23 protein-coding genes are annotated in these 26,216 nt (G+C 62.9%); 16 read left to right on the forward strand and 7 right to left on the reverse strand.

Annotated features, from left to right (window positions below; all coding sequences use genetic code 11):
* Positions 1–134 precede the first annotated feature (134 nt).
* The 7 genes from QYQ93_RS11920 (at position 135) to araH (ending at position 8,564) form a co-directional block, all read left to right on the forward strand.
* Positions 135–1,457, forward strand: coding sequence for an MFS transporter (locus QYQ93_RS11920; protein WP_046072158.1), 1,323 nt, complete (start codon positions 135–137; stop codon positions 1,455–1,457).
* Positions 1,458–1,473: 16 nt separating this feature from the next.
* Entirely contained in the window at positions 1,474–2,466 is a 993-nt protein-coding gene (gene araD1, locus QYQ93_RS11925) for an AraD1 family protein (protein WP_043051032.1), read from the forward strand.
* A 10-nt stretch (positions 2,467–2,476) separates the two neighbouring features.
* Positions 2,477–4,057, forward strand: a complete 1,581-nt coding sequence (locus QYQ93_RS11930; protein ID WP_338477019.1) for an aldehyde dehydrogenase (NADP(+)) — start codon at positions 2,477–2,479, stop codon at positions 4,055–4,057.
* A 16-nt stretch (positions 4,058–4,073) separates the two neighbouring features.
* Positions 4,074–4,937, forward strand: a complete 864-nt coding sequence (locus QYQ93_RS11935) for an SMP-30/gluconolactonase/LRE family protein (protein WP_338477020.1) — start codon at positions 4,074–4,076, stop codon at positions 4,935–4,937.
* Positions 4,938–5,082: 145 nt separating this feature from the next.
* The gene (locus QYQ93_RS11940) at positions 5,083–6,087 is read left to right on the forward strand and encodes a substrate-binding domain-containing protein (RefSeq protein ID WP_338477022.1); all 1,005 of its coding nucleotides are present in this window, start codon (positions 5,083–5,085) and stop codon (positions 6,085–6,087) included.
* A complete protein-coding gene (gene araG, locus QYQ93_RS11945; protein WP_338477024.1) occupies positions 6,084–7,586 on the forward strand; it encodes an L-arabinose ABC transporter ATP-binding protein AraG in 1,503 nt (500 codons plus the stop codon). Before QYQ93_RS11940 ends, araG begins: the two co-directional genes overlap by 4 nt.
* Before the next feature lie 9 nt (positions 7,587–7,595).
* Complete coding sequence (gene araH / locus QYQ93_RS11950; RefSeq protein WP_057011311.1) at positions 7,596–8,564, forward strand: L-arabinose ABC transporter permease AraH; 969 nt, start codon at positions 7,596–7,598, stop codon at positions 8,562–8,564.
* A 114-nt stretch (positions 8,565–8,678) separates the two neighbouring features.
* On the opposite strand, the gene QYQ93_RS11955 is transcribed toward araH, so the two are convergent.
* Positions 8,679–9,827 carry an aldose epimerase family protein gene (locus QYQ93_RS11955; RefSeq protein ID WP_043051576.1) on the reverse strand — a complete coding sequence of 383 codons (1,149 nt, stop codon included), beginning with the start codon at positions 9,825–9,827 and terminating at the stop codon, positions 8,679–8,681.
* 139 nt (positions 9,828–9,966) lie between these two features.
* On the opposite strand from QYQ93_RS11955, the gene QYQ93_RS11960 reads away from it, so the two are divergent.
* Positions 9,967–10,734: an SDR family NAD(P)-dependent oxidoreductase gene (locus tag QYQ93_RS11960; RefSeq protein WP_043051575.1), complete on the forward strand. Its 768-nt coding sequence runs from the start codon at positions 9,967–9,969 to the stop codon at positions 10,732–10,734.
* Between the two features lie 134 nt (positions 10,735–10,868).
* Here QYQ93_RS11960 and QYQ93_RS11965 read toward each other — a convergent pair whose 3' ends face one another.
* A complete protein-coding gene (locus tag QYQ93_RS11965) occupies positions 10,869–11,465 on the reverse strand; it encodes a glutathione S-transferase family protein (protein ID WP_338477026.1) in 597 nt (198 codons plus the stop codon).
* Between the two features lie 85 nt (positions 11,466–11,550).
* Positions 11,551–12,537, reverse strand: coding sequence for an AraC family transcriptional regulator (locus QYQ93_RS11970; RefSeq protein WP_338477252.1), 987 nt, complete (start codon positions 12,535–12,537; stop codon positions 11,551–11,553).
* A 65-nt stretch (positions 12,538–12,602) separates the two neighbouring features.
* On the opposite strand from QYQ93_RS11970, the gene QYQ93_RS11975 reads away from it, so the two are divergent.
* Together QYQ93_RS11975 and yghU are read left to right on the forward strand one after the other, a co-directional pair.
* A complete protein-coding gene (locus QYQ93_RS11975) occupies positions 12,603–13,829 on the forward strand; it encodes an MFS transporter (RefSeq protein ID WP_338477027.1) in 1,227 nt (408 codons plus the stop codon).
* A gap of 42 nt (positions 13,830–13,871) precedes the next feature.
* On the forward strand, positions 13,872–14,702 hold the full coding sequence (gene yghU, locus QYQ93_RS11980; protein ID WP_046072168.1) for a glutathione-dependent disulfide-bond oxidoreductase: 831 nt from the start codon (positions 13,872–13,874) through the stop codon (positions 14,700–14,702).
* A gap of 228 nt (positions 14,703–14,930) precedes the next feature.
* Here the strand turns inward: yghU and QYQ93_RS11985 are convergent, their stop codons facing one another.
* The 3 genes from QYQ93_RS11985 to QYQ93_RS11995 are packed head-to-tail and all read right to left on the reverse strand — an operon-like array spanning position 14,931 to position 17,672.
* Complete coding sequence (locus QYQ93_RS11985; RefSeq protein ID WP_338477028.1) at positions 14,931–15,857, reverse strand: sugar ABC transporter substrate-binding protein; 927 nt, start codon at positions 15,855–15,857, stop codon at positions 14,931–14,933.
* Between the two features lie 19 nt (positions 15,858–15,876).
* A complete protein-coding gene (locus QYQ93_RS11990) occupies positions 15,877–16,656 on the reverse strand; it encodes a TIM barrel protein (RefSeq protein ID WP_338477029.1) in 780 nt (259 codons plus the stop codon).
* On the reverse strand, positions 16,653–17,672 hold the full coding sequence (locus QYQ93_RS11995) for a Gfo/Idh/MocA family oxidoreductase (protein ID WP_338477030.1): 1,020 nt from the start codon (positions 17,670–17,672) through the stop codon (positions 16,653–16,655). The genes QYQ93_RS11990 and QYQ93_RS11995 overlap by 4 nt, the downstream gene beginning before the upstream one ends.
* Before the next feature lie 184 nt (positions 17,673–17,856).
* Between QYQ93_RS11995 and QYQ93_RS12000 the strand changes: the two genes are divergently transcribed.
* The gene (locus QYQ93_RS12000; RefSeq protein WP_338477031.1) at positions 17,857–19,818 is read left to right on the forward strand and encodes a sigma-54 interaction domain-containing protein; all 1,962 of its coding nucleotides are present in this window, start codon (positions 17,857–17,859) and stop codon (positions 19,816–19,818) included.
* Positions 19,819–20,494: 676 nt separating this feature from the next.
* Here QYQ93_RS12000 and QYQ93_RS12005 read toward each other — a convergent pair.
* Positions 20,495–21,544: a LacI family DNA-binding transcriptional regulator gene (locus QYQ93_RS12005; RefSeq protein ID WP_043051775.1), complete on the reverse strand. Its 1,050-nt coding sequence runs from the start codon at positions 21,542–21,544 to the stop codon at positions 20,495–20,497.
* Between the two features lie 163 nt (positions 21,545–21,707).
* Here QYQ93_RS12005 and QYQ93_RS12010 point away from each other — a divergent pair, with 163 nt between their 5' ends.
* Genes QYQ93_RS12010 through QYQ93_RS12030 form a run of 5 tightly spaced genes read left to right on the forward strand, consistent with a single transcriptional unit; the run spans position 21,708 to position 26,176 of the window.
* Positions 21,708–22,799, forward strand: a complete 1,092-nt coding sequence (locus QYQ93_RS12010) for a fatty acid desaturase family protein (RefSeq protein WP_338477032.1) — start codon at positions 21,708–21,710, stop codon at positions 22,797–22,799.
* Between the two features lie 30 nt (positions 22,800–22,829).
* Positions 22,830–23,156, forward strand: a complete 327-nt coding sequence (locus QYQ93_RS12015; protein ID WP_338477033.1) for a MocE family 2Fe-2S type ferredoxin — start codon at positions 22,830–22,832, stop codon at positions 23,154–23,156.
* Positions 23,153–24,352, forward strand: a complete 1,200-nt coding sequence (locus tag QYQ93_RS12020; RefSeq protein ID WP_338477034.1) for an NAD(P)/FAD-dependent oxidoreductase — start codon at positions 23,153–23,155, stop codon at positions 24,350–24,352. Before QYQ93_RS12015 ends, QYQ93_RS12020 begins: the two co-directional genes overlap by 4 nt.
* A gap of 1 nt (position 24,353) precedes the next feature.
* Positions 24,354–25,172 carry a sugar phosphate isomerase/epimerase gene (locus QYQ93_RS12025; protein ID WP_338477035.1) on the forward strand — a complete coding sequence of 273 codons (819 nt, stop codon included), beginning with the start codon at positions 24,354–24,356 and terminating at the stop codon, positions 25,170–25,172.
* Between the two features lie 50 nt (positions 25,173–25,222).
* A complete protein-coding gene (locus QYQ93_RS12030; protein WP_043051770.1) occupies positions 25,223–26,176 on the forward strand; it encodes a Dyp-type peroxidase in 954 nt (317 codons plus the stop codon).
* The last annotated feature ends 40 nt before the right edge of the window (positions 26,177–26,216 follow it).

Raw genomic sequence — 26,216 nt, forward strand, 5'->3', positions numbered from 1 at the left:
AATCGATGCTTTGGAAGTGTTGTTTTGCAAATAGTCCTACTATATAGTCGATCTCAACTGAGGTATGACCCTGGCGGATTTCGCGAGAGGCGTCCCCCGAGCTTCTATAAAAACAACAATCGGAGATCGACCCCATGAGCCAGGAATTGCGGCTTATTCGGCGCATCACGCTGAAACTGATTCCCTTCCTGATCCTGCTGTACCTGATCGCCTACGTGGACCGTTCCGCCGTAGGGTTCGCCAAGCTGCACATGGGCGCCGACGTCGGCATCGGTGACGCCGCCTATGGCCTCGGTGCCGGGCTGTTCTTCATTGGCTATTTCCTGTTCGAAATCCCCAGCAACCTGATGCTCGACCGCTTCGGCGCGCGGCGCTGGTTTGCGCGCATCATGATCACCTGGGGCGCCATCACCATCGGCATGGCCTTCGTGCAGGGCCCGCACAGCTTCTATGTAATGCGCTTTCTGCTCGGCGCGGCGGAGGCGGGGTTCTTTCCTGGCGTGCTGTACTACATCACCCAATGGTTCCCGGTACGCCATCGCGGCAAGATCCTCGGGCTGTTCATCCTCTCCCAGCCCATCGCGATGATGATTACGGGGCCCGTGTCCGGCGGTCTGCTCGGCATGGACGGCATCCTTGGCCTGCACGGCTGGCAGTGGCTGTTTATCGTGATCGGCACCCCGGCGATCCTGCTGACCTGGCCGGTGCTGCGCTACCTGCCGGACGGCCCGAAACAGGTCAGCTGGATGAGCGAGCAAGAAAAGACCTGGCTCACCGGCGAGCTGGAAAAAGACCTGCAAGCCTACGGCCAGACCCGCCATGGCAATCCGTTGCATGCCCTCAAGGACAAGCGCGTGCTGCTGTTGGCGCTGTTCTACCTGCCGGTGACCCTGAGCATATACGGCCTGGGGCTGTGGCTGCCGACCCTGATCAAGCAGTTCGGCGGCAGCGACCTCACCACCGGCTTCATCTCCGCCGTGCCGTATATCTTCGGCATCATCGGCCTGTTGATTATCCCGCGCAGTTCCGACCGCTTGAATGATCGCTACGGCCATCTCGCAGTGCTGTATGTGCTCGGCGCCATTGGCCTGTTCTGCAGCGCCTGGCTGAGTGTGCCGGTGCTGCAGATGGCCGCGCTGTGCCTGGCGGCGTTCGCCATGTTTTCCTGCACCGCGGTGTTCTGGACCTTGCCGGGGCGCTTTTTTGCCGGGGCCAGCGCGGCCGCCGGTATCGCCTTGATCAACTCGGTGGGCAATCTCGGCGGCTACATCGGCCCGTTCGTGATCGGTGCGCTCAAGGAGTACACCGGCAACCTGGCCTCGGGCCTGTACTTCTTATCCGGCGTGATGGTGTTCGGGCTGGTCTTGACCCTCGTGGTCTACCGCGTGCTGGAGCGCAAGCACGTGCTGCCGGTCGACCAATTCGCCGCCAGCGCCCGTGGCGCCACACGCACTTAAATCCTGGAGAAAATGCATGCGTCTAGTTCAGTTCGAGTTGGGTAACGGTGAGCGCCGCGTCGGCGTTGTGGAAGGCAACACCCTGCGCGAAGTGCAGGGCGCACACAGCGTACGCGAGTTGGCGCTGGGCGCCATCAAGGCCGGCACGGGCCTTGTGCAACAGGTGCAGGGCCTGGGCCTGGGCGACAGCCATGACTACGCCGCGCTGCTGGCCGAGCTGAAGATCCTGCCGCCACTGGACCACCCGGACCCGGCCCATATGCTGATCAGCGGCACCGGCCTGACCCACCTGGGCAGCGCTTCGGCCCGCGACAAGATGCACCAGCAGGCCGGCGACGACAGCGCCATGACCGACACCATGCGCATCTTCAAATGGGGCGTGGAGGGCGGCAAGCCTGCGGCCGGCCAGGCAGGCGTGCAGCCGGAGTGGTTCTACAAGGGCGACGGCAGCATTGTCGTACGCCCGGGCGCCGCCTTTGCGGTGCCGCCGTTTGCTGAAGACGCTGGCGAAGAGCCGGAGATCGGCGGCCTCTACGTGATCGGCCACGACCGCAAACCCTACCGCCTGGGCTTCGCGGTGGGCAATGAGTTTTCCGACCATGTGATGGAACGCAAGAACTACCTGTACCTGGCCCATTCCAAGCTGCGCAGTTGCAGCTATGGCCCGGAACTGCGCGTGGGCGAGCTGCCCCAGCACCTGGCCGGCAGCAGCCGCATCCTGCGCAATGGCGAGGAAATCTGGCGGAACGAATTCCTCAGTGGCGAGGCCAATATGTGCCACAGCCTGGAAAACCTTGAGTATCACCACTTCAAATACAGCCAGTTCCTCAAGCCGGGGGATGTGCATATTCACTTCTTCGGCACCGCTACGCTGTCATTTGCCGACGGTATACGTACCCAGCCGGGCGACGTGTTCGAGATCAGCCAGGCTGAATTCGGCGCGCCGTTGATCAACGGTATCGGCAGCAGCGATGCGGCATTTGAACCCGGCCAAGTCACCCCTCTTTAAGGAGATCAACATGACCCAGTTCCTCGGCCACAACTATATCGGCGGCCAGCGCAGCGCCAACGGCAACGTCAAGCTGCAAAGCGTCGATGCCACCAGCGGTGAAGCCTTGCCGCAGGATTTCTACCAGGCCACACCGCAAGAGGTCGATGCCGCCGCCAAGGCCGCCGCCGCTGCGTATCCGGCGTTCCGTGCGCTGAGTGCCGCGCGCCGTGCGCAGTTCCTGGACGCGATAGCCGACGAGCTGGATGCCCTGAGCGATAACTTCATCGATTTGGTCTGCCGCGAAACCGCGCTGCCTGCCGCCCGCATCAAAGGCGAGCGCGGGCGCACCAGCGGCCAGATGCGCCTGTTCGCCACGGTGCTGCGCCGTGGCGATTTCTACGGAGCGCGTATCGATAAAGCCTTGCCGGATCGCCAGCCGCTGCCACGCCCGGACCTGCGCCAATACCGTATCGGCCTGGGCCCGGTGGCGGTGTTCGGTGCCAGCAACTTCCCCCTGGCCTTTTCCACGGCCGGTGGCGATACCGCCGCTGCGTTGGCCGCAGGCTGCCCCGTGGTGTTCAAGGCCCACAGCGGGCACATGGCGACGGCCGAGCAGGTGGCCGATGCGATCATCCGCGCGGCCGAGGCCACCGAGATGCCGGCGGGGGTATTCAACATGATCTTCGGCGGCGGCGTCGGCGAAGCCCTGGTCAAGCATCCGGCGATCCAGGCCGTGGGTTTCACCGGCTCGCTCAAGGGCGGTCGTGCTCTGTGCGACATGGCCGCGGCACGTCCGCAACCGATCCCGGTGTTTGCCGAGATGTCGAGCATCAACCCGGTGATCGTGCTGCCCCAGGCCTTGCACGCCCGCGCCGAAAGCGTGGCCCGCGACCTGACCGCCTCCGTGGTGCAGGGCTGCGGCCAGTTCTGCACCAACCCCGGCCTGGTCATCGGTATCGCGTCGCCACAATTCACGGCGTTCACTCAACAGGTCGCGCAATTGATCGGTGCGCAACCGGCGCAGACCATGCTCAACGCCGGCACTTTGGGCAGCTATGGCAAGGGCCTGGAAAAACTGTTGGCTCACCCAGGCATCCAGCACCTGGCGGGTAACGCGCAATCGGGCAACCAGGCTCAACCGCAGCTGTTCAAGGCGGATGTACGCCTGTTGATCGACGGCGACGAAGTGCTGCAGGAAGAAGTGTTCGGCCCCACCACGGTGTTCGTCGAAGTTGCCGACCAGGCTCAGCTCAGCACCGCCTTGCAGGGGTTGCACGGGCAATTGACCGCCACCATCATCGGCGAACCGGCTGACCTGCAACAGTTCGCCGAACTCACGCCGCTGCTGGAGCAGAAAGTCGGGCGCATCCTGCTCAACGGTTATCCCACTGGCGTCGAAGTCTGCGATTCGATGGTGCACGGCGGGCCGTATCCGGCAACGTCCGACGCCCGCGGCACGTCGGTCGGCACCCTGGCCATCGACCGCTTCCTGCGCCCGGTGTGCTTCCAGAACTACCCTGATAGCCTGCTGCCCGAGGCGTTGAAAAACGCCAACCCGTTGCGTATCCAGCGGCTGGTGGATGGCACGCCATCCCGCGATTCGCTGTAAGTCACCAGGAGGCTTCATGACAGTGAATGCAGTGACCCCACACCGTGCCCGGTTGGGCGAGGGGCCGTTCTGGGATGTTCGATCCCAGGCGCTTTATTGGGTGGATATCGCCGCCAAACAGGCCCTGCGCCTGATGGGCGGTGAGTTGCAGGTCTGGCAATTGCCCGAGCATGTCTCGGCATTCATCCCCTGTGAAAGCGGCGATGCGCTGGTGACCTTGAGCAGCGGCGTGTATCGCCTGGACCTGGCCACCGAAGCGCTGACCCTGCTGTGCGTCGCCGACCCGCAACCCGGCAACCGCGGCAATGAAGCGCGCTGCGATGCCCAGGGCCGGCTGTGGCTGGGCACCATGCAGAACAATATCGGTGAGCAAGGCGAGGACTTGCCTATCACCCGGCGTTCCGGAGGATTGTTCCGCATCGATTCCGATGCCACGGTCACGCCGCTGCTCAGCGGCCTGGGCATTCCCAACACACTGCTCTGGAGTGAAGACGGTGGTCACGTGCATTTCGGCGACAGCATGGACGGCACGCTGTACCACCATGCAATTCAGCCTGACGGCCAACTCGATCCCGCGCGGATGTGGTTCGGGCCCCACGAGCGGGGCGGCCCGGACGGTTCGGCCATGGACGCCGAAGGCTACATCTGGAATGCCCGTTGGGACGGCAGTTGCCTGCTGCGCCTGACGCCCCTTGGCAAGGTGGACCGCATCATCGAACTGCCCGTCAGCCGTCCCACCAGTTGCGTGTTCGGTGGGCCCGACCTGACCACGTTGTATATCACCAGCGCCGCCAGCCCCTTGGGTCACCCCCTTGATGGTGCGGTATTGGCCATTGAGGTCGACGTGCCAGGTAAGCCCTGTCACCGCTTCGCCGGATAACCTGTAGGAGCGGGCTTGCCCGCGAAAAACGTCAACGATAACGCGGTCATGCTGGATGAACGCGTCGCCCTCGGGCTTTTCGCGAGCAAGCTCGCTCCTACAAAGTTCTACGTATGCCCCAAAACAACAACAAGGAGTCACCCGTATGAATCGTCGTCGTGGTTTGCGTTCCCTATGCTGCGCCGCTGTGGCGGTCTCGGCCATGAGCTTGAGCGGCCTGTTGCTTGCCGCTGAAGAAGTCAAGATCGGCTTCCTGGTCAAGCAGGCCGAAGAACCCTGGTTTCAAACCGAATGGGCCTTCGCCGAAAAAGCCGGCAAGGAACACGGTTTCACCGTGATCAAGATCGCCGTGCCCGACGGCGAGAAAACCCTCTCGGCCATCGACAGCCTGGCCGCCAACGGCGCCAAGGGTTTTGTGATCTGCCCACCGGACGTGTCCCTGGGCCCGGCCATCGTCGCCAAGGCCAAGGTCAATGGCCTGAAAGTCATGGCCGTGGATGACCGCTTTGTCGATGCCAAGGGCAACTTCATGGAGGATGTGCCGTACCTGGGCATGGCCGCCTTCGAAGTGGGCCAGAAGCAGGGCGCCGCCATGGCCGCCGAGGCGAAGAAACGTGGCTGGGACTGGAAGGACACCTATGCGGTGATCAACACCTTCAACGAGCTCGACACCGGTAAAAAGCGCACCGACGGCTCGATCAAATCCCTGGAAGAAGCCGGCATTCCCAAGGATCACATCCTCACCGCCGCGCTTAAAACCCTCGACGTTCCCGGCAGCATGGACGCCACCAACTCGGCCCTGGTCAAGCTGCCCAGTGGCGCGAAAAACCTGATCATCGGCGGCATGAACGACAACACCGTGCTCGGCGGCGTGCGCGCCACTGAAAGCGCCGGCTTCAAGGCGGCCAACGTGATTGGCATCGGCATCAATGGCACCGATGCCATCGGCGAATTGAAGAAAGCCGACAGCGGTTTCTTCGGCTCCATGCTGCCGAGCCCGCATATCGAGGGCTACAACACCGCGCTGGCGATGTACGAATGGGTCACCAAAGGCAAGGAACCTGCTAAGTACACCGCCATGGACGAAGTCACCCTGATCACCCGCGAAAACTTCCAGGAAGAACTGACCAAGATCGGGCTGTGGAAATGACCGCTGCGGCCCTGCGTTTCGACGCGATCGGCAAAACCTTTCCCGGGGTCAAGGCGCTGGATGGCATCAGCTTCACCGCCCACCCCGGGCAGGTGCACGCCCTGATGGGCGAGAACGGTGCGGGCAAGTCGACGCTGCTGAAGATCCTCGGCGGCGCCTACATCCCCAGCAGCGGCAGCGTGCAGATCGGCGCGCAGGTCATGGCGTTCAAAAATGCCGCCGACAGCATCGCCAGCGGCGTCGCGGTGATCCACCAGGAACTGCACCTGGTGCCGGAAATGAGCGTCGCCGAGAACCTGTTCCTCGGGCACTTGCCGACGCGCCTGGGCGTGGTCAATCGCGGCTTGCTGCGCCAGCAGGCGCTGGCGTGCCTCAAGGGCCTGGCCGATGAGATCGACCCCGACGAGAAGCTCGGGCGCCTGTCCCTGGGCCAGCGCCAACTGGTGGAAATCGCCAAGGCGCTGTCCCGTGGTGCCAACGTGATCGCCTTCGATGAGCCCACCAGCAGCTTGTCGGCGCGGGAAATCGACCGGCTGATGGCGATCATCGCGCGCCTGCGGGATGAGGGCAAAGTGGTGCTCTACGTGTCGCACCGCATGGAAGAGGTGTTCCGTATCTGCGACGCGGTGACGGTGTTCAAGGACGGTCGCTATGTGCGCACCTTCGAAGACATGAGCAGCCTGACCCACGACCAGTTGGTGACCTGCATGGTCGGCCGCGATATCCAGGACATCTACGACTACCGCCCGCGGGAGCAGGGCGAGGTGGCGCTCAAGGTCGACGGCCTGCTCGGCCCGGGGCTGCGTGATCCGATCAGTTTCCAGGTGCGCAAGGGCGAGATCCTGGGCCTGTTCGGGCTGGTGGGCGCGGGGCGCACCGAGCTGTTTCGTTTGCTCAGTGGCCTGGAGCGCGCCAGCGCCGGCAGCCTGGCGCTGTGCGGCCAAGCGCTGCAGTTGCGCTCACCCCGCGACGCCATCGCCGCCGGCATCTTGCTGTGCCCGGAGGACCGCAAGAAAGAAGGCATCATCCCACTGGCCAGCGTTGCCGAAAACATCAACATCAGTGCCCGCGCGGCGCATTCCACCTTTGGCTGGCTGCTGCGCGACGGCTGGGAGAAGGGCAACGCCGACCGGCAGATCCAGGCGATGCGGGTCAAAACCCCAAACGCCGCGCAGAAGATCATGTACCTGTCCGGTGGCAACCAACAGAAGGCCATTCTCGGCCGCTGGCTGTCGATGCCGATGAAGGTGCTGCTGCTGGACGAGCCCACCCGTGGCATCGATATCGGCGCCAAGTCAGAGATCTACCAGATCATCCATAACCTGGCGGCCAGCGGCATTGCGGTGATCGTGGTGTCCAGCGACCTGATGGAAGTGATGGGCATTGCCGATCGCATTCTGGTGCTGTGCGAAGGTGCCCTGCGTGGCGAACAACGGCGTGAACACGCCACCGAATCCAACCTGCTGCAACTGGCCTTGCCACGCGGCGTGGCGAACTGAGAGAAGACGATGACAACCCAACCCAACGCGTTGCCCTCGGCACGCAAACCCCTCGATATGCGCGCATTGCTCGACAACTGGGCGATGCTGTTGGCGGCAGTGGGCATCTTTGTGCTGTGCGCCTTGTTGATTGATAACTTCCTGTCGCCGCTGAACATGCGCGGCCTGGGCCTGGCGATTTCCACCGTAGGTATTGCCGCGTGCACCATGCTGTTCTGCCTGGCCTCGGGGCACTTCGACTTGTCGGTGGGCTCGGTGATCGCCTGTGCCGGAGTGGTGGCGGCGATTGTGATGCGCGATACCGACAGCGTGATGCTGGGCATTGGCGCGGCGTTGCTGATGGGCCTGATGGTGGGGCTGATCAATGGCATCGTGATCGCCAAGCTGCGGGTCAACGCCTTGATCACCACCTTGGCGACCATGCAGATCGTGCGCGGCCTGGCGTACATTTTTGCCGACGGCAAGGCAGTAGGGGTCTCCGAGGAGCAGTTTTTCGTCTTCGGCAACGGCCAACTGTTCGGCGTGCCGGTGCCGATCCTGATCACCATCGTCTGCTTCCTGTTCTTCGGCTGGCTGCTCAACTACACGACCTACGGGCGCAACACCATGGCCATCGGCGGCAACCCGGAAGCGGCGCTGTTGGCCGGGGTCAACGTGGACCGCACCAAGATCCTGATCTTCGCCGTTCATGGCCTGATCGGCGCGCTGGCCGGGGTGATCCTCGCCTCGCGCATGACCTCCGGCCAACCGATGATCGGCCAGGGCTTCGAGCTGACGGTGATTTCGGCGTGCGTACTGGGCGGGGTATCGCTGAGCGGCGGCATCGGCATGATCCGCCACGTGATCGCTGGGGTGCTGATCCTGGCGATCATCGAGAACGCGATGAACCTGAAGAACATCGACACGTTCTACCAGTACGTGATTCGCGGCTCGATCCTGCTCCTGGCCGTGGTCATCGACCGCATGAAACAACGCTAACCCAAGCCAGGTGAGGACTAAATGTGGGAGGGGGCTTGCTCCCGATAGCGGTGGGTCAGTTACAGATGCATCAACTGACCCACCGCTATCGGGAGCAAGCCCCCTCCCACAGTTTTAATCGGCGGAGAATTTGAAAAGGGTGTGTTGGGTATAGGTCTGCCCAGGATTCAAACGAGTTGAGGCAAAGCCTGGCTGGTTAGGCGCATCCGGAAAATGCTGGGTCTCCAGGGTAAACCCGCTCCAATGCTGATATGTCTTGCCCCCTTTACCCTTCACCGAACCATCGAGGAAGTTGCTGGTATAGAACTGCACACCCGGTTCGCTGGTGTAGAGCTGCAAGCGCCGGCCCGACTCAGGGTCATGCACGTCCGCGGCGAGCTGCTTGATGTCACCCTTGGTGTCCAGCGCCCAGTTGAAATCGAACCCACCCTGTTTCGGTTCGGCGAACTTGAGCTGCGGATGGTCCGCCTTAATGTGCTGGCCGATAGGCGTGGGCTTCAGGAAGTCCATTGGCGTGCCCTTGACTGGCGCCAGTTCACCGGTGGGGATCAGGGTAGCGTTCACGGGGGTGTAGTGGCTGGCATGCAGGGTGGCGACCTGCTTGAGAATGTCGCCGTTACCCGCGCCGGCGAGGTTGAAGTAGCTGTGGTTGGTCAGGTTGAGTACCGTCGGTTTGTCGGTGGTGGCCTTGTAGTCGATGTGCAGTTCGTTGTTGTCGTTGAGGCGGTAAGTGACTTCGGTCTTCAGGTTACCGGGGAAGCCCATTTCACCGTCCTTGGACAGGTAGGTGAGGGTGACGCCCACCGAGTCCTTGTCCTTGACCGGCTGGGCTTGCCATACCTGCTTGTCGAAGCCTTGGGCGCCGCCATGCAGGGAGTTGGGACCGTCGTTGAGCGGCACCTGGTAGCGTTTGCCGTCGAGCTCGAAGGCGCCGCCAGCCAGGCGGTTGCCGAAACGGCCGATGGTTGCGCCAAAAAATGCCGTGCCGGCCTGATAGCCCTGCACGTCATCGAAACCCAGCACAACGTCGTCGACCTTGCCGTGTTTGTCCGGCACCTTCAGCGACTGTAATACGCCGCCGTAGGTGATGACCGTGGCTTGCATGCCATGGCTGTTGCGCAATATGTACTGTTCGACGGCGGTGCCGTCATTGGTTTTGCCGAAGGGTTTGTGTTCGCTGGTCAGGCCGGCGGCCTGGGTGCCGCCGCTGGCGACCAGCATGGACAGCGCCAGACCGGACAGCAGGTAACGAGGGTGCTTCATGGTCGAACTTCCTTTTGTTGTTTTGGATGGAATAGTTCTACTAATTTGAGATATTTTGTCGTAATGACCCCGGATTTATAGCCTTTAACGGCGTATTTGCAAAATAAAATAAGACTAATTAAGCAGAGCGATCACTGATATGACTACCCAGCAAGCGATTTATCCCGACCTCAAGGACAAAACCGTGCTGATTTCCGGCGGTGCCTCGGGGATTGGTGAATTCATGGTGCGCGCCTTTGCTGCCCAAGGCGCCAAAGTGGGGTTCGTGGACCGTGCGCAAAGCCAGGGCGAACGCTTGGCTGCGCTGTTGAATTCCAAAGGCTTTACCGTCGAGTTCGAGTGCTGCGACATCACTGACGAAATTGGCTACCGCGCCGCCATCGGGCGTTTCGAGCAGTCGCTGGGGCCGATCACGGTGCTGGTGAATAATGCAGCCAATGACGTGCGCCACAGCCTGGAAGAAATCGACTCGCAAATGTTCGACCGGCTGATTGCGGTCAACCTCAAGCACGCTTTCTTCGCCGCCAAGGCGGTAGTACCGATGATGAAAGAGGCCGGTGGGGGCTCGATCATCAACCTGGGCTCGGTCGGCTGGATGATGGCCTCGGCCGGTTACCCGGTGTACGCCGCCAGCAAGGCCGCGGCCCACGGCATGACCCGCGGCCTGGCGCGGGAATTGGGGCCCAGCCATATCCGCGTCAATACGCTGGTGCCGGGCTGGGTGATGACGGAAAAGCAGCTGGCCATGTGGGTTGACGATGCGGCCAGGGAGCTCATCGCCCGCAGCCAATGCCTGCCCGGCAGTGTGATGCCGGAACACATCGCCAATATGGCGTTGTTTTTGGCCTCGGACGCCTCGGCGATGTGTTCGGCGCAGAACTTCATCGTTGACGGCGGCTGGGTGTAGAAACGCGATTATCAAAACGATGAAGGTCGAGTGTGGGAGGGGCTTGCTCCCGATCGCGGTGGATCAGCTACAGATGCATCAGCTGACCCGCCGCCATCGGGAGCAAGCCCCCTCCCACATTTGAACGGTGGTGTTTATGCGATGGGGTAACGCTTGAACGCCGGGTGCTGTTCGAGGCGTTCAGCATGGCGCTTCAGGTTGGGGAACGCATCCGCCTTCACCACCGAGGCCACGGTGAACTGGCTGAACGACCAGGCGACCGCCGCCGTAATTGATGCCTGGGTCAGCGCTTCGCCGTCGTCCAGTTGCTTGTCCAGCAACGCATAAGCCGCCAGCAATTGCCCGCTGACCCGCTCGATCCACGGCGCATGCAGTTTTTCGGCTGGGCGCAGTTTGTGTTCATAGACGATCTGCACGCTCTTTTCACAGGCCGCGAGGGCCAACCCGAGCAGGTGCAGGTCGTGGGCGCGTGCCGCCGGTTGTTGGGGCAGCAGCTTCTTGTCAGCTGGCGCCAAGGTTTCGAGGTAATCGAGGATCAGGCTCGAATCCATCAGCACTGTGCCGTCATCCAGCACCAGCGTAGGCGCCTTGACCACGGGGTTGACCTGGGAAAACTCCGCGAAGGTGCTGAACACCGACAGCGGCTCATGCACAAACTCCATCCCATACAGGTCCAGGGAAATCGCCACGCGGCGTACGTAGGGCGAGTCCAGCATTCCGACCAGTTTCATGCAGCCTCCATTGCTTTCGCGGTGTGAGTGGCTGACGAGATTAAGGCTTCATGATCAGGGTGCGCAATGCTTGAAGGGGCGGTCGCTACATTGAACTGCGGGCCGCCCCGGGCGGTTGCCCGGTGATGCGCTTGAAGGCACGGCTGAACGCCGCCTGGGAGGTGTAGCCGAGGCGTTGCGCGACGGTTTCGATGGGCATGCGCTCCAGCGTCAGCCACTGGCTGGCCAGGCGCATGCGCAGCTCCGTGGCGTAGCGTAATGGCGGTATGCCGAGGATTGCCTGGAAGCGATCGGCAAATACCGAGCGCGAGGTATGGCACTGCGCGGCCAGTTGCGCCACGCTCCAGTCGCGGCCCGGTTGCTGGTGCAGGGCGAGGAGGGCGCGGGCCAGGCGTGGGTCGCGTAGCGCCGCCACCAGGCCCGAGGCGTTGCCACAGGCGCATTCGACCCAGCCGCGTACGATCATCGCCGCCACCACATCGGCCAGGCGCGCCAGAATGCCGGCGAAGCCGATACGGGCCGTGGATACTTCCCGTTCCATCACCGCCAGGATCGGCATCAGGCCAGGGTAACGCTGGCCCCCGGCATCGATCAGCATCAGCGCCGGCATCAGGTTGCCGAGCCCCTGGATGCTGCCGAGTTCGAACTCCATGCAGGCACTGAACAGCAAAGTGTTGGGGACGGTCTCGGGTGACGCATCCACGGCGCAGACGGCGTCTCCCAGCGGTGCGCTGTCGAAATCGCCGATGTCTTGCACATCGATGCTCGCGTCGGATAACAGTGCATGCGCGCCGCCATGGGCGATGAACACCGCATTGCCCGCCGACAGTTCGAATAGGTCGCCATCCTCGCCGCGCAAGGTCACGTGGCCGGCCGCGAGAAAGTGGAAATAGGCATGGCCGGGCTTGGCGCCAAAGCCCATGCCGAAGGTCGGCCCGGCCTGGATGCGCCGGTACTGCACACCGCGCAGGCGCATACCGCGCAACAGTTCATTGATCAGGTCGGAAGACAGGGTAAAAACATCCGCGGCAGTCATGGTCGGGGTTTCGGTCAAAAACTCAAGGGTTTGCATCATAGATCATCCTGCCGGGCAAACCTAGACTGGCCGCCTTGCTAATGATCTGAGGATGACCTGTGATGAGTGAATATGCAGCCCAAGCCCCTGCCGGGGTGGTGACTGAGCCGGCCTGGCTGGCGGTGTTTTCTTTGGCAATGGGGGTGTTCGGTTTGCTGACGGCGGAATACCTGCCGGCCAGTTTGTTGACCCCCATGGCCTTGGACCTGGGTGTTTCGGAAGCGCTGGCCGGCCAGGCGGTGACGGTGACGGCGGTGGTGGCGTTGTTTGCCGGCTTGCTGATGCCCGGGCTGACTCGAAGCATCGACCGGCGCGTGGTGCTGCTGGGGTTCTCCACGCTGATGATCGCCTCCAACCTGCTGGTGGCGCTGTCTTCCAGCCTGACCGTGCTGTTGTTGATGCGCATCCTGCTGGGCATCGCCCTGGGCGGTTTCTGGAGCATGGCGGCGGCGGTGGCGATGCGCCTGGTGCCGGCGGCTTCCCTGCCACGGGCGCTGTCGATCATCTTCAGCGGGATTGCGGCGGGCACGGTGGTCGCCGTGCCGCTGGGCAGCTACTTGGGTGGCCTGTACGGCTGGCGCAGTGCGTTTATCGCGGCGGCTGCCGTGGGTGCGGTGACACTGGCGTTCCAGGCGTTCACCCTGCCGCGCCTGGTGCCCAACGGCACCGCGCGCCTGCGCACCGTGCTGGAGGTGTTGCTGCGCCCGGGAATCGCCATGGGCATGTTCGGCTGCGTACTGGTACATACCGCGCATTTCGCATTGTTCACCTATATTCGCCCGTTCCTGGAAAGCACCACCGGCGTCGATACCCAAGGGCTGGCTTTGATGCTGCTGGGCTTCGGTGTGGCGAATTTCGTCGGCACTTTGCTCGCCGGTTGGCTGCTGGTACGCCACCCGCGTGGGACATTGGTGTTGATGCCGGTGCTGGTGGGCATTGCGGCACTGGCCCTGGTCTGGCTGCCGGTGTCACTGCCGGGCCAGGCGTTGCTCCTGGCGCTGTGGGGCATGGCGTTCGGCGGCGTACCGGTAGCATGGTCCAATTGGGTTGCCCGTGCCGTGCCGGACCAGGCCGAAAGTGCCGGCGGCATGGTGGTCGCTTCGGTGCAGTCGGCAATTGCCGCAGGGGCCGCCGGTGGCGGGTTGATGTTCAGCATCAGCGGCATTGGTGGGGTGTTTGCGGGCGCGGGTGTGTTGATGCTGCTCGCGGCCTTGCTTATCGCCCTGCGCGTACAGGTGCCTCGACAAGACCGGGATGCCGGTGTGACGCACCACCCGTCTTTGGTTTAGTCTGGAACGCTTCGTTGATCACAATCCCTGAGGAGCAGTGGCATGGCTGACTATCTACCCCCAAAGGTCTGGACCTGGGACACCGAGAGCGGCGGCACCTTCGCCAGTATCAACCGGCCCATCGCCGGTGCTACCCACGATAAAGAGCTGCCGATCGGCAAGCATCCGCTGCAGCTGTATTCCCTGGCCACGCCCAACGGGCAGAAGGTCACGATCCTGCTCGAAGAGTTGCTGGCCCTCGGGCACACCGGCGCCGAATACGATGCCTGGCTGATCAAGATCGGCGACGGCGACCAGTTCGGCAGTGGCTTCGTGGCGGTGAATCCAAACTCGAAGATTCCCGCCCTGATGGACCGCAGTGGTGCCACGCCGATTCGGGTATTCGAGTCCGGCGCGATCCTGCAGTACCTGGCCGAGAAATTCGGCGCGTTCTTGCCCAGCGAGCCTGCGGCCCGGGCTGAATGCCTGTCATGGTTGTTCTGGCAGATGGGCAGCGCGCCTTACCTGGGGGGTGGCTTCGGGCATTTCTATGCCTATGCGCCGAGCAAGATGGAGTACCCGATCAACCGTTTTGCCATGGAAGCCAAGCGCCAACTGGATGTGCTGGACAAGCGCCTGGCGGTGAGCGAGTACATCGCCGGCGATGAGTACACCATTGCCGATATCGCCATCTGGCCCTGGTACGGCGGGCTGGTCAAGGGCCGCTTGTACGGCGACTCGGCGGAGTTTCTCTCTGTGCATGAATACAAACACGTGCTGCGTTGGGCCGACGCAATTGACGCCAGGCCGGCGGTGCAGCGCGGCCGGCGGGTGAATCGGGTGTCGGGTGAGGAGCAATTGCCCGAACGGCATGACGCGAGTGACCTGGACTGATTCAGATCCAGTATTGAAGGGCGCAAGCCCTAATGCCAGTCTGTTAAGGCTTTTTTGTAGGAGCGAGCTTGCTCGCGAAAAACTTACAGGCGCCGCGTTCATTCAGCAAACACGCGTTATCGTTGACGTTTTTCGCGAGCAAGCTCGCTCCTACAGAAGGCGATGACCGCTTAACTGACTGGCATTAGGGCAAGCCCCCTCCCACATTTGGATATCCTTAGCCTCGGTTTACTTGTAGCGCTGTTCGAATACCGCCACCTGTTCGGGCTTGATCAGTTCAAACGGCACCCACACTTCGGCTTCAATCGGTTCGCCCTTGATCATCTTGATCGCCGCTTGCACCGCCTGGGTCGCCTGGGCCTTGGGGTCCTGGAACACTGAGGCAGCAAGCAGCCCACGCTTGATCGCCGCCAAACCGTCGGGCAAACCGTCGATGCCGACGATCGCAATCTCGCCCTTGGCCTTGCCCGCCTGCTGCAACGCCATGGCCGCACCGATTGCCATTTCATCGTTGTTGGCCACGATCGCATCGAACTGCGTGCCTGCCAGCAGCCAGTTGCTGGTCAGGTCCATGCCTTTGTTGCGTTGCCACTCGGCGCTTTGCTGCTCGACGATCTTGATACCGGGAAAGTCCTTTAGCACCTGCCTGGCGCCTTCGGTGCGGTCATGGGTGGCGTTCTGCGCAAGGTCGCCCATGATGATCGCCACGCTGCCCTGGCCGCCGAGTTTTTCCGCGAGGTAGCGCATCTGCAATTGCCCGGCCTCGATGTCGTTGGACGCCACCGTGACTACGCCCTTGGGCAGCGTGCGTTCATCCGGGTGGCGGTTGACGTACACCAGCGGGGTCTTGGCCGCCACGGCGGCGCGGGTGATGTTGGCAGTGGCAGCCGTGTCGACCGGCAGCACGATCACCGCATCGACTTTCTGGTTGAGAAAACCTTCGACCTGGTTGAGCTGGCGCACCACATCGCCCTGGGCGTCTTCGAACTGGATCTGCACGTCCTGCTGTTTCGCCGCGGCCTCAAGGCCGCTACGTACATAGGTCATGAAGTTATCGTCGACCCGGGCAATGCTCACGCCAATGCGGTACGCGGCGAAAGTCCATTGGCTGAACAGCAACAGCAGCGCGGCCACTAGCAATGAATAACGATGCATAAGGGTGTTCCTTTTATTGTTATAGGGTGAATGCCTGGCGGAAGCGTTCCAGGGCCAATTCGCTGGTGCCGCTGGCCCAGCCCTCCAGGCCGATTACGCCGGTGTAGCCCATGGCGTGCAGCGCACGGGCAATCGCCGGGTAGTGGATTTCGCCGGTGCCGGGCTCCTTGCGCCCGGGCACGTCGGCCACCTGGATTTCGCCAATGGCGCTGCCGGCGCGCTGGATCAATTCGATCAGGTTTCCTTCGCCGATCTGCGCGTGGTAAAGGTCCAGGTTCATCTTCAGGTGCGGGCTGCCCACGGCTTCGATCAGCGCAAGGGTCTCGTCGGCGCGGGCGAACGGCGTGCCGGGGTGATCGACGGCGGTGTTGAGGTTTTCCAGCAGGAACACACGGCTGGCGTCTTCCCCCAGGCGCGCGATTTTTTCCAGGGTCTTGCAGGCGCTCAGCCACATGCGCCCCGAGGTCTGGCTGACCGGTTGTGTCGGCAGGCCGCCGTCGCCCAGGCCGGTGCCGTGCAGGTTGAGGCTGGGGCAATTGAGGCGCTTGGCGATGCCCAGGGATTCGCGGGCGCTGTCGAGCAGTTGGCGACTGCCTTCGGGGTCGGTGAGGGTGCCGCTGATGTAGCCGGTCATCGAGGTGAAGTCCGCGCCGGTCGCGGCCAGGGCGTCGATGTCCTTGTCGGTCCAGCTCCAGATTTCGGCGCTGAACCCCAGGGCGTGGATACGTTTGACCCGTTCGATGAAGGGCAGGTCGAGGAACACCATCTCGGCGCTGACGGCTAATTTGAACGGCATCATGGCCGCGCCCCTTGCACGGCCACAGACTTGCCGGTTTCGTACGACTCGATGCAAGCGCGCGCAATCGCCAGGGCCGCGCGCGCATCCTCACCGCTGGCCAGGGGCTTGGCGCCGTTGCGCAGGCAGTCGACAAAGTGGTTGAGTTCGGCAATGTAGGCGTCGCGCAGCAGGTCAGTGTCCATTCGTTGGGTGTCGGCCTGGATGCCCTCGGCCAGGTAGCGCACCAGGTCGCAGTCATTGAGGCTGCCCATGCTCAGCATGCCTTGGCTGCCGAACACTTCACCGCGCACATCGTAGCCATACACCGCCTGGAAGTTGGCCTCGGCGGTGGCGATGGCGCCGTTGTCGAAGCGGATCGTGACCACGGCGGTGTCGAGCAAGCCTTGGCTTTTGTACGCTGGGGCGATCAGCGCGTCGGCCATCACATATACCTGCACCGCTTCGGCGCCGGGGTTGAGGTAGCGCAGCGTGTCGAAGTCGTGGATCAGGGTCTCCAGGAAGATCACCCATTGTGGTGAAGCGGCTGGGTTGTTCAGCGCCGGGTCGCGGGTCAACGAGCGCAGTAACTGCGGCGTGCCGATGCGGCCGGCGGCGATATCGAGGTGGGCGGTACGGAAGCTCTTGGCGAAACGCCGATTGAAACCGACCTGCAACGGCACGCGGGCGTCGGCGGCAGCGGCGATGGCGCGATCGGCTTCATCCAGGGTGATCGCCATGGGTTTTTCGCAAAAGATACCTTTGCCGGCGCGGGCGGCGCTGATCACCAGTTCGGCGTGGCTGCGGGCGGGGGCGGCGATGAGTACGCCGTCGATGTCCGGGTCGTCCACCAGCTGTTGCGGGTCGGTGTAGACCTTGTCCACCCCCAGCTCTGCTGCCAGGCGTGCGGCCTGGCCTGGGGTAGGATCGGCGATGGCGGCGAGGCAGGCACCGGGGATGTGGCGCGCCGCCGTAAGGCCGTGGAAGCTGCCCATGCGACCGGCACCGATCAAACCCAGGCGGATATTCTGTGTACTCATGAAGTGACCCCTTTTTATTGTTGGCCCGCAGGACAGTCCTGGCTGGCATAGAGGTAAGAGCAAGGGGTGTGCCAACTCATAACTAACTGATTTTTAATAGGTTATTAAAATCAGTAAACAAAATGTGTTCATTCAGATGACATGTCTATACTGACATGTCAAAAATATGAACATGGATGCCTTGATGAGCCTCACATTCAGCGTGCAAGACCTCGAATACCTCACGGCCCTTGGACCTGATGCGCTGAATGACGGCCCCGTCGCTGCGTTGGAGCAGGGCTGGCGAGCGTGTCTGTCTGGCCAGCTCGAACGCCCGGCCGAGGTACGCCAGGTCATCTGGGATTCCTGGCGACGCAGCGTCGAGGCAGGTATCGATCCCGAGGACAGCCGCTACCGTTTCGTTGCCGCCCAAGCGCTGGCGGCAACCCTGGCCAATCACCGCGTATTGATCGCCGCCGCCGCGCAAGTCATGCACGGCTTGCTGGCCTATAACCCACGTGGCCATATCAACCTTACCGATGCCGAGGGCACCACCCTGTATTTCTGCGGGCTGGATATCACCCCCGTCGGCAGTCGCCTGTTGGAATCGGTACAGGGCACCAACTGTACCGGGTTGGCGCTGGCCGAAGACCGCCTGATGTACGTGTTGGCCGAGGAGAACTTTGCCGGCGCCCTGCGCCAGCGCCGCATGCACTGCGCCGCCGCGCCGATCAAGGATGCCCAGGGCCTGACATTGGCCATGCTCACGCTGACCGCCGAGCCCGGCTGGTTTCATTTCCATACCCTGGGCACCGTCCAGGCGGCCGCCGAAGCGGTGTCGCGACAGATGGCGCTGCAGGTGTTGCTGGAAGAACAACAAGCGGTGCTCGAAGTGCTGAACGAAGGCTTGGTGGTACTGGATGAGCGCGGCTGCATCAAGGCACTCAACCGTTATGCGCGGCAGTTGTTCGGGGTGGGGCTGGAGCTGATCGGCAGTTCGTTCCAGCGCCTGGGGCGCAGTGAGTTGGGTGGCGCGCTGGGTGAGCCGGTGCGCGACCTCGATTGTACCTTCGAGCTGCACGACCGCAGCCAGCTCGCGTGCCTGGTCTCGGTATGCCCGCTGGAGCAGGGCGGGGTGATCGTGTCGGTACGCGAAAACCGTCGCATCCGCGAAATCACCCGGCGCCTTATCGGCACCCAGGCTCGCTACACCTTCGATACCATCCAGGGCACCTCGCGGGCGATCCAGGACGCGTTGCACCTGGGGCGCATTGCCAGTCGCGGCGACGCCACCACCTTGGTCCTCGGCGAAAGCGGCACCGGCAAGGAGCTGTTTGCCCAGGCCATTCATAACGCGAGCGAGCGTTGCAACGGCCCGTTCGTGGCGGTCAACTGCGGCGCCATCCCCCGGGACCTGGTACAGAGCGAACTGTTTGGCCATGTCGAAGGCGCGTTCACCGGCTCGGCACGGGGTGGGTCGGCGGGCAAATTTGAATTGGCCGATGGCGGCACCATCTTCCTGGATGAAATTGGCGATATGTCCTTCGATGCCCAGGTCAGCCTGTTGCGGGTGTTGCAAGAGGGAGAAGTGACCCGCGTGGGCGCGAAAAATTCGCGGCCAGTGGACGTGCGCATCATCGCCGCCACCCATCGCAACTTGAGCCAGGCAGTGGCCGAAGGTGCGTTTCGTGAGGATCTTTACTACCGCCTCAATGTGTTGAACCTCACCGTGCCGCCGTTGCGTATGCGTCGCGAGGATATTCCGCTGTTGGCACGGCATTTCCTGCAGCGCTGTGTGCGTTCGTTGCGTAAGCCAGTGCAGGGTTTCTCGCCGGAGGCGCTGGCGCTGCTGTCAGCCCATGGCTGGCCGGGCAATGTGCGTGAACTGGAAAACGCCATCGAACGGGCGACCAACCTGGCGATGGGCGAGTTGATCCAGCCGGCTGATTTGCCGCTGGAAACCCAGCAACGGGAGACGCTGCGCCTTTACCAGCCCCAGCCCGCCCAGGATCTGAGCAGCCATGAACTGCACGCCATCGTCGCCGCGCTGAAAAACACGGGTGGCAATATTCGCCTGGCGGCCCGGCAACTTAACGTGTCGCGGGGTGGGCTGTATAACAAGATGAGTCGGTTTGGCTTGGATGCAGGGGATTTTCGCGGGCGGTGAATGATTGTCCGAGTGCAGATTGAATGTGGGAGGGGTCGCTCCGATGGCAACCTGACAGCCGACCGCTAACTAACTGATGCCCAGCGATCCAAGTGTGGGGGGCTTGCCCCCCGATGGCTGCCTGACAACCGACCGCTAACTAACTGATGCCCCGCGATCCAAGTGTGGGAGGGGGCTTGCTCCCGATGGCGGCCTGACAGCCGACCAGGATGTTGGATCATACCGAGTACATATCCATTTCTGCGGTAACGGCCACTTAGGGTTCCGCCCTGACGGCGGGTCACTTTGGAAAAGAGCCCCAAAGTAACCAAAGGGCTCTTGCCCCACCACTCGGCACCTCGCCTAGGCTCGGTGTGCCCGTAATCCGACAGGGATTTGGGGGGCCGCCGCCGCGCGCCATCCATGGCGCGGGGCGGCTAAACCGGCATCCCTGCCGGTTTACCCCCCAAATTCCTGTCGAATTCCGGCCAGCGTGGTTTAACGGGGCGCCTGAGATCAAGATCAAAAGCAGATCAAGATCAAGAGCGGCTCGCTGCGCATCGCGGTTACCTGGGACTGCTACGGAGTAGACATCCATGCTCCGCTAGCGGGGTGTCAGCCTCCGAGTTTTTGACGGGGCCGTCGTCATCGGCGCAAGTTGAATCGTCGCACCGCCCCGCATTGTCCTCTCCATGTCTCAGGTGCCCATGTTTTCCGAGGTCACTATCTGCGGTGGTATATGCACCCGATGCCGCCCTGGATCGAAGCCTTCGTCATTCAGCAACTGCACCAGCAGTTGCACCAGCGCCGCGGCCGTCTGCCGCGGCTGCGAGTCCATCACCACATCGATCAAGCCGCGGCTCAACGCCTGGCGTGACAGTTCGGTTGACTCCTGCAGAATGCAACACAGCGCCGGGCGCTTGGGGAGTTGCGCCAGGGCGTTGATCACGCCGTCACCGCCGCCGCCCACCACGCACAGGCCGCGCAGGTCGGTGTGGCGGGCGAGCAGGTCGAGGGTGGCTTCCTCGGTGATGTCGCAGTTATCCAGGTTGATCAGCGGCTCCAACGGCTTAAGGCCCGGTGCGTGCTCGGCCAGGTAGCTGTGCAAGCCTTTGACCCGTGCCTGGTGCCCGAGGAAACGATGGCCGCCAAGTAAAATGCCAACGCTGCCTTTGCGTGCGCCGCAGGTGTGTGCCAGCAGCCAGCCCATGGTGCGCCCGACGACGTGGTTGTCCTGGCCCACATAGGGTTCGAGGGCCTGTTCATGGATATCCGAGAGCAGGGCAACCACCGGCACGCCGGCGTCACGGATCTGCGCCAGGCAGGCGTTGATCAGCGGATGAGCGAAGCTGACCACCGCCAGGGCGTCGCACTGCACCGCCAGTTGCTCGATCTGCGCCACGATGGCACTCGGGGAACGGTCGTTGATGTAGTCGAACTGGCAGCTCAGGTTGGCGCTGGCGTGATGCTGCGCGGCATCGCTGATGGACTGGGCGAGGTTGGCATAGAAGGCCTGGGCGGTGCCCAGCAACAACACGCCGAATCGGTAGGTGGGCCGGCGTTCGCGAATGCGCTGGCCGATCAGTCGCGCGGCGAAGTAGCCCACGGCTTCGGCGGCCTGGAACACCTGTTCGGCCGTGCCCGGGTTGACCGGGGCGCGGGCGTTCAATACCCGGTCGACGGTGGCCACGCTGAGCCCCGCGTGGGCGGCGACGGTGGCGATGGTTGGGCGTTTATGGTTGTGCATTGGCAGGCCCCTTGAGCGTCTTGATAGAAAACTATCAAGTCCCGCTGGGGCTGGATGATAGCTTGATAGGGAATGGATTCAAGGCCTTGAGGGTGATTTGGCTGCGCTCTATGGTGGGTTCCGCAAAGCACCTGAAACCTCACGCTTGCGGAGAACAATAACAATGCCTGAACACACCGCTTACCGCGCCCGGCGCGACTACAGCCTCACTGGTCCCGAAGCGGCACGTGCCGCGGAAAAGGGCCTGGTCTCGGCCAGCTGGTACCAGTCGCCTATCTCGCGCAAACGTATGAAAGAACTGATGCAGCGCCGCGACGGCCCGGCCTTGCTCGATACGGCCATATGGGTTTCGACGCTATTGGTCACAGGCGTTGGTGGTTACTGGTTCTGGGGCTCCTGGGCCTGTGTGCCATTCTTCCTGGCTTATGGCGTGCTCTACGGCACCGCGTCCAACCCGCGCTGGCATGAAACCGGCCACGGCACCGCGTTCAAGACCCGCTGGATGAACGATGGGCTGTACCAGGTCGCGTGCTTCATGTGCCTGTTCGAACCCCACGTCTGGCGCTGGAGCCATGCCCGTCATCACACCGACACCATTGTCGTCGGCCGCGACCCGGAGATCGTCGAGCCGCGCCCGCCGAGCCTGTGGATGATGGCCCTCAGCCTGTTCAACCTGCCCCTGGCCTGGAAGACCTTCAGCGGCGTGGCCCGCCATGCGCTGGGGTGCATGAGTGCCCAGGAGCAGGACTTCATCCCCGAAACCGAGTGGCCCAAGGTGTTCCGTGCCGCCCGTATATGGATTGGGATTTATGCGCTGATCATCGGCACCGCGTTGTACCTGCACAGTTGGCTACCGCTGATGCTGGTGGGCTTGCCCAGTCTCTATGGTGCCTGGCTCGGCTACCTGTTTGGGCTCAGCCAGCATGTGGGCCTGGCCGAAGATGTGCTCGACCACCGCAGCAACTGCCGCACCATCTACATGAACCGGGTGCTGCGCTTTATCTACATGAACATGAACTACCACCTCGAACACCACATGTATCCGATGGTGCCTTACCACGCACTTGAACAACTGCACGAAGAAATCCGCAGCGACTGCCCGCCGCCGTACGCCAACCTGTTCGAGGCCTACAGGGAAATCATCGCGACGATCCGCAAACAGCGCAGCGACCCGAGCTATTTCGTCCAGCGTCCGATTCGCCCAAAGGCGCAATCCGCCCCTGCCGCCCTCCACGCAGAAGCCTCTGCTGGCTGATCTTCATCCTTCGTACAAGAGAACAATGCCATGAACGATCAATGGATCGATGTCTGCGCCGTGGGCGCAATAGACCCCGAAGACGTACTGCGCTTCGACCACGGCGCGCACACCTATGCGGTGTTCCGCTCTGCCGAGGATGAGTTCTTCGCCACCGCCGGCCTGTGCACCCACGAGAAAATCCACCTGGCGGACGGTTTGGTGATGAACCACGTGATTGAATGCCCCAAGCACAACGGACGCTTCGATTACCGTTCCGGCAAAGCCCTGGGCGCGCCGGTGTGCGTCAACCTCAAGACCTACCCGGTGCGGGTCGAAGCGGGGCGGGTATTGCTCGCCGTCACGGCCGAAAGATGAGCCAGGCCCTGATTATCGTCGGCGCCGGTCACGCCGGTGGCCGTGCTGCATTGACCTTGCGTGAAGAAGGCTACACCGGGCGCCTGATCCTGATCGGTGATGAAGCGCACTTGCCTTATGAACGGCCGTCGCTTTCCAAAGGTGTGCTGCAAGGCTCGACCGACCTGGCGGGCTGCAGCCTGTGCGACAACGCACGGCTGGCAGCGCTGGGCATCGAGCATATCGCCGGCAACCCGGTGAGCCGCCTGGACACGCAGCAACACCGGCTGCAACTGGCCGATGGCCAATGGTTGACCTATACCGGGTTGTTGCTGGCTACCGGCGGCCGGGCGCGGCGCTTGCCCGAGGCGCAGGCGCCTGTGCTTTACCTGCGTACCCACGATGAAGCCTTGGCCCTGCGTGACAGGTTGCGTTCCGGCACCCGGGTGGTCGTGATCGGTGGTGGTTTTATTGGCCTCGAGGTGGCCGCGACCGCCCGGGGGCTGGGGTGTGAGGTCACGCTGCTTGAAGCCGGGCCACGCTTGGCGGGCCGGGTGTTGCCGGCGCCGATCAGTGCAGCGCTGCTGGCGCTGCATCGTGAGCAGGGTGTGGACGTGCGCTTGAACGTCGCCGTGGAATGCATCCACGCCGACGCCGTACAACTGGTCGATGGGCAGCGGCTGCCTTGTGACCTGGTGGTGGCCGGCATCGGCATGCAACCCAATATCGAGCTGGCGGCGGCGGCAGGGCTGGAAGTCGGGCAGGGCATTCGTGTCGACGCGCAATTGCGCACCAGCGCGGCGGATATCTATGCGGCGGGGGATGTCTGCGAGTTTCGTCTCGCTGGCGTCTATCAGCGTCAGGAAACCTGGCGCAACGCCGAGGCCCAGGGGCGGCACGCCGCGTTGAACCTGCTGGGGCGAGCACTGCCATTCGAGACGCTCCCCGGTTTCTGGTCCGACCAATACGACTGGGGTTTGCAGACTGTCGGGGTGATGACTGCACGCACGGTCAGCCGCGCGCTGCCTGGCGCTGGCCTGCTGCTGTTTTACCTCGACGCCGATGCCCGGTTGCAAGGTGCCTGCGGCTGGGCGCCGGGCAACGCTGCGGCCAGGGACATCAAGCTGTGCGAACGCCTGATTGCAGCGGGCACGGTGCTCAACCCGGGCAGCCTGGCAGATGCCGATGTGTCTCTCAAACCACTGTTGCGAGGCTGATATGCGTCAACTTCTGGTATTCCAATCGATGTGGGCCATGCAAACCGAGCCCGGCAGCCTCGACACGCAGCTGGACCGCATCGCCGCCGCCGGTTTCGACGGCATCACCGACCATTACTGGACGCCCGCCGCCGTCCCGCGCCTGCACGCTGCCGCCACGGCCAGGGGTTTGCAGATCGAAGGCCAGTTGTTCCCGCAATCGGTGGATGACCTGGCCGCTGCACTGGAGGTGATCAGCCGCTACGGTTGCCACCACCTCACCCTGCAAGCCGATGTGCGTCCGCGTACCCAGGCCGAGGCGGCCAGGCTGATCGAAGGCTGGCAACGCCTGGCCGAACAGGTGGACTTTCCGATCCTGCTGGAAACCCACCGTTATCGACTGACCAATGATCTGTTGTTCACCCTCGACCTGCTGGCGCAGATGCCCGACCTGAAACTGCTCGCGGACCTGTCTCACTACGTCGTCGGCCGCGAGTTGCCAGAACCCGGCGCCTTGCAAGACGACGAGCAGATACGCACGATCCTGCGCCATAGCTGGGGTTTTCATGGCCGCATCGCCAGCAGCGAACAGGTGCAGGTGGGCCTGGATTTTCCTCAGCACCAGCCTTGGGTCGAGCGCTTTACCAGCTGGTGGCGCTATGGGATCGACGACTGGCTGACGCGCGCCGACACGCCCCGGAGCCTGTCCTTCACCTGCGAACTGGGCCCGCCACCCTATGCGATCACCGATGCAAAGGGTCGGGAACTCACTGATCGCTGGGCCGAGGCGCTCAAGATGAAAGCGTTGATTCGCCAGGTGTGGGCCAGTTGTCACGGCTGATCTGCTAACCTGCGTCGGTTCAAACCGACCTTAGCCTATGGATCTGCCTGATGAAAACCTGCCCTGTCCAGCCACCGCTCGAACCGCAGTCTGTGTGCCACCCGATCACCAGCAGCGCGATTTTCATGGTCGCCACCCTGGCCCCTGATGCGGTTGATAACGTGCGTGGCTGGTGTGCCGACATCGCCGGCCTTGTACGTTCGGTGGGCAAGCGCGTGCCGTCGGGCAACCTGACCTGCGTCTGCGGCTTTGGCTCGGATGCGTGGGACCGGCTGTTCGGCGCCCCGCGCCCGGCAGCACTGCACCCGTTTCGCGAATTCGGGGTAGAAGGGCGCAAAGCGGTGTCGACCCCTGGCGATATCCTCCTGCATATCCGTGCCGAGCAGATGGACTTGTGTTTCGAGCTGGCGACCCAGCTGATGGCCGCCTTGGGCGAGAGCGTCAAGGTGGTGGATGAGGTCCAGGGTTTCCGTTATTTCGATATGCGCAGCATCATCGGTTTTGTCGACGGCACTGAAAACCCGGTAGGGCGCAAGGCCGAAAGATTCACCCTGGTCGGTGACGAAGATCCTCAATTCGAGGGCGGCAGCTACGTGCTGGTGCAGAAATACCTGCACAACATGAACGCCTGGAATAGCTTGACGGTAGAAGCCCAGGAGAAGGTGATCGGGCGCACCAAGCTGGCGGATATCGAACTGGACGAAGAAGCCAAGCCGAGCAACTCCCACAGCGCCTTGACCGTCATCACCGACGAGAACGGTGAGGAAGTGAAGATCCTGCGCGACAACATGCCCTTCGGCCGCCCGGGCGCCGGCGAGTTCGGCACCTACTTCATCGGCTACGCGCGCTCGCCGCAGCCGCTGGAGCAGATGCTGGAAAACATGTTCGTCGGCCGCCCGGTCGGCAACTATGACCGCTTGCTCGACTTCAGTACGGCAGTGACCGGTGGCTTGTTCTTCGTGCCCTCGGCCGACCTGCTCGAAGAACTGGCCGACCGCCAGTAACCTGTAGGAGCGAGCTTGCTCGCGAAAAGCGTCAACGATA

This window comes from Pseudomonas khavaziana (genome assembly GCF_036704165.1).
GTDB classification, from domain to species: Bacteria; Pseudomonadota; Gammaproteobacteria; order Pseudomonadales; family Pseudomonadaceae; genus Aquipseudomonas; species Aquipseudomonas khavaziana.

Coding starts and splice junctions, on each gene's coding strand:
- araG (WP_338477024.1), top strand. CDS start 6,084: ATGACCGCTGCGGCCCTGCGTTTCGACGCGATCGGCAAAACCTTTCCC.
- araH (WP_057011311.1), top strand. CDS start 7,596: ATGACAACCCAACCCAACGCGTTGCCCTCGGCACGCAAACCCCTCGAT.
- QYQ93_RS12020 (WP_338477034.1), top strand. CDS start 23,153: ATGAGCCAGGCCCTGATTATCGTCGGCGCCGGTCACGCCGGTGGCCGT.
- QYQ93_RS11975 (WP_338477027.1), top strand. CDS start 12,603: ATGAGTGAATATGCAGCCCAAGCCCCTGCCGGGGTGGTGACTGAGCCG.
- QYQ93_RS11995 (WP_338477030.1), bottom strand. CDS start 17,672: ATGAGTACACAGAATATCCGCCTGGGTTTGATCGGTGCCGGTCGCATG.
- QYQ93_RS12015 (WP_338477033.1), top strand. CDS start 22,830: ATGAACGATCAATGGATCGATGTCTGCGCCGTGGGCGCAATAGACCCC.
- QYQ93_RS11920 (WP_046072158.1), top strand. CDS start 135: ATGAGCCAGGAATTGCGGCTTATTCGGCGCATCACGCTGAAACTGATT.
- QYQ93_RS12000 (WP_338477031.1), top strand. CDS start 17,857: ATGAGCCTCACATTCAGCGTGCAAGACCTCGAATACCTCACGGCCCTT.
- yghU (WP_046072168.1), top strand. CDS start 13,872: ATGGCTGACTATCTACCCCCAAAGGTCTGGACCTGGGACACCGAGAGC.
- QYQ93_RS11960 (WP_043051575.1), top strand. CDS start 9,967: ATGACTACCCAGCAAGCGATTTATCCCGACCTCAAGGACAAAACCGTG.
- QYQ93_RS12030 (WP_043051770.1), top strand. CDS start 25,223: ATGAAAACCTGCCCTGTCCAGCCACCGCTCGAACCGCAGTCTGTGTGC.
- QYQ93_RS11930 (WP_338477019.1), top strand. CDS start 2,477: ATGACCCAGTTCCTCGGCCACAACTATATCGGCGGCCAGCGCAGCGCC.
- QYQ93_RS12010 (WP_338477032.1), top strand. CDS start 21,708: ATGCCTGAACACACCGCTTACCGCGCCCGGCGCGACTACAGCCTCACT.
- QYQ93_RS11955 (WP_043051576.1), bottom strand. CDS start 9,827: ATGAAGCACCCTCGTTACCTGCTGTCCGGTCTGGCGCTGTCCATGCTG.
- QYQ93_RS12025 (WP_338477035.1), top strand. CDS start 24,354: ATGCGTCAACTTCTGGTATTCCAATCGATGTGGGCCATGCAAACCGAG.
- QYQ93_RS11965 (WP_338477026.1), bottom strand. CDS start 11,465: ATGAAACTGGTCGGAATGCTGGACTCGCCCTACGTACGCCGCGTGGCG.
- QYQ93_RS11940 (WP_338477022.1), top strand. CDS start 5,083: ATGAATCGTCGTCGTGGTTTGCGTTCCCTATGCTGCGCCGCTGTGGCG.
- QYQ93_RS11985 (WP_338477028.1), bottom strand. CDS start 15,857: ATGCATCGTTATTCATTGCTAGTGGCCGCGCTGCTGTTGCTGTTCAGC.
- QYQ93_RS11970 (WP_338477252.1), bottom strand. CDS start 12,537: ATGCAAACCCTTGAGTTTTTGACCGAAACCCCGACCATGACTGCCGCG.
- QYQ93_RS12005 (WP_043051775.1), bottom strand. CDS start 21,544: ATGCACAACCATAAACGCCCAACCATCGCCACCGTCGCCGCCCACGCG.
- QYQ93_RS11935 (WP_338477020.1), top strand. CDS start 4,074: ATGACAGTGAATGCAGTGACCCCACACCGTGCCCGGTTGGGCGAGGGG.
- araD1 (WP_043051032.1), top strand. CDS start 1,474: ATGCGTCTAGTTCAGTTCGAGTTGGGTAACGGTGAGCGCCGCGTCGGC.
- QYQ93_RS11990 (WP_338477029.1), bottom strand. CDS start 16,656: ATGATGCCGTTCAAATTAGCCGTCAGCGCCGAGATGGTGTTCCTCGAC.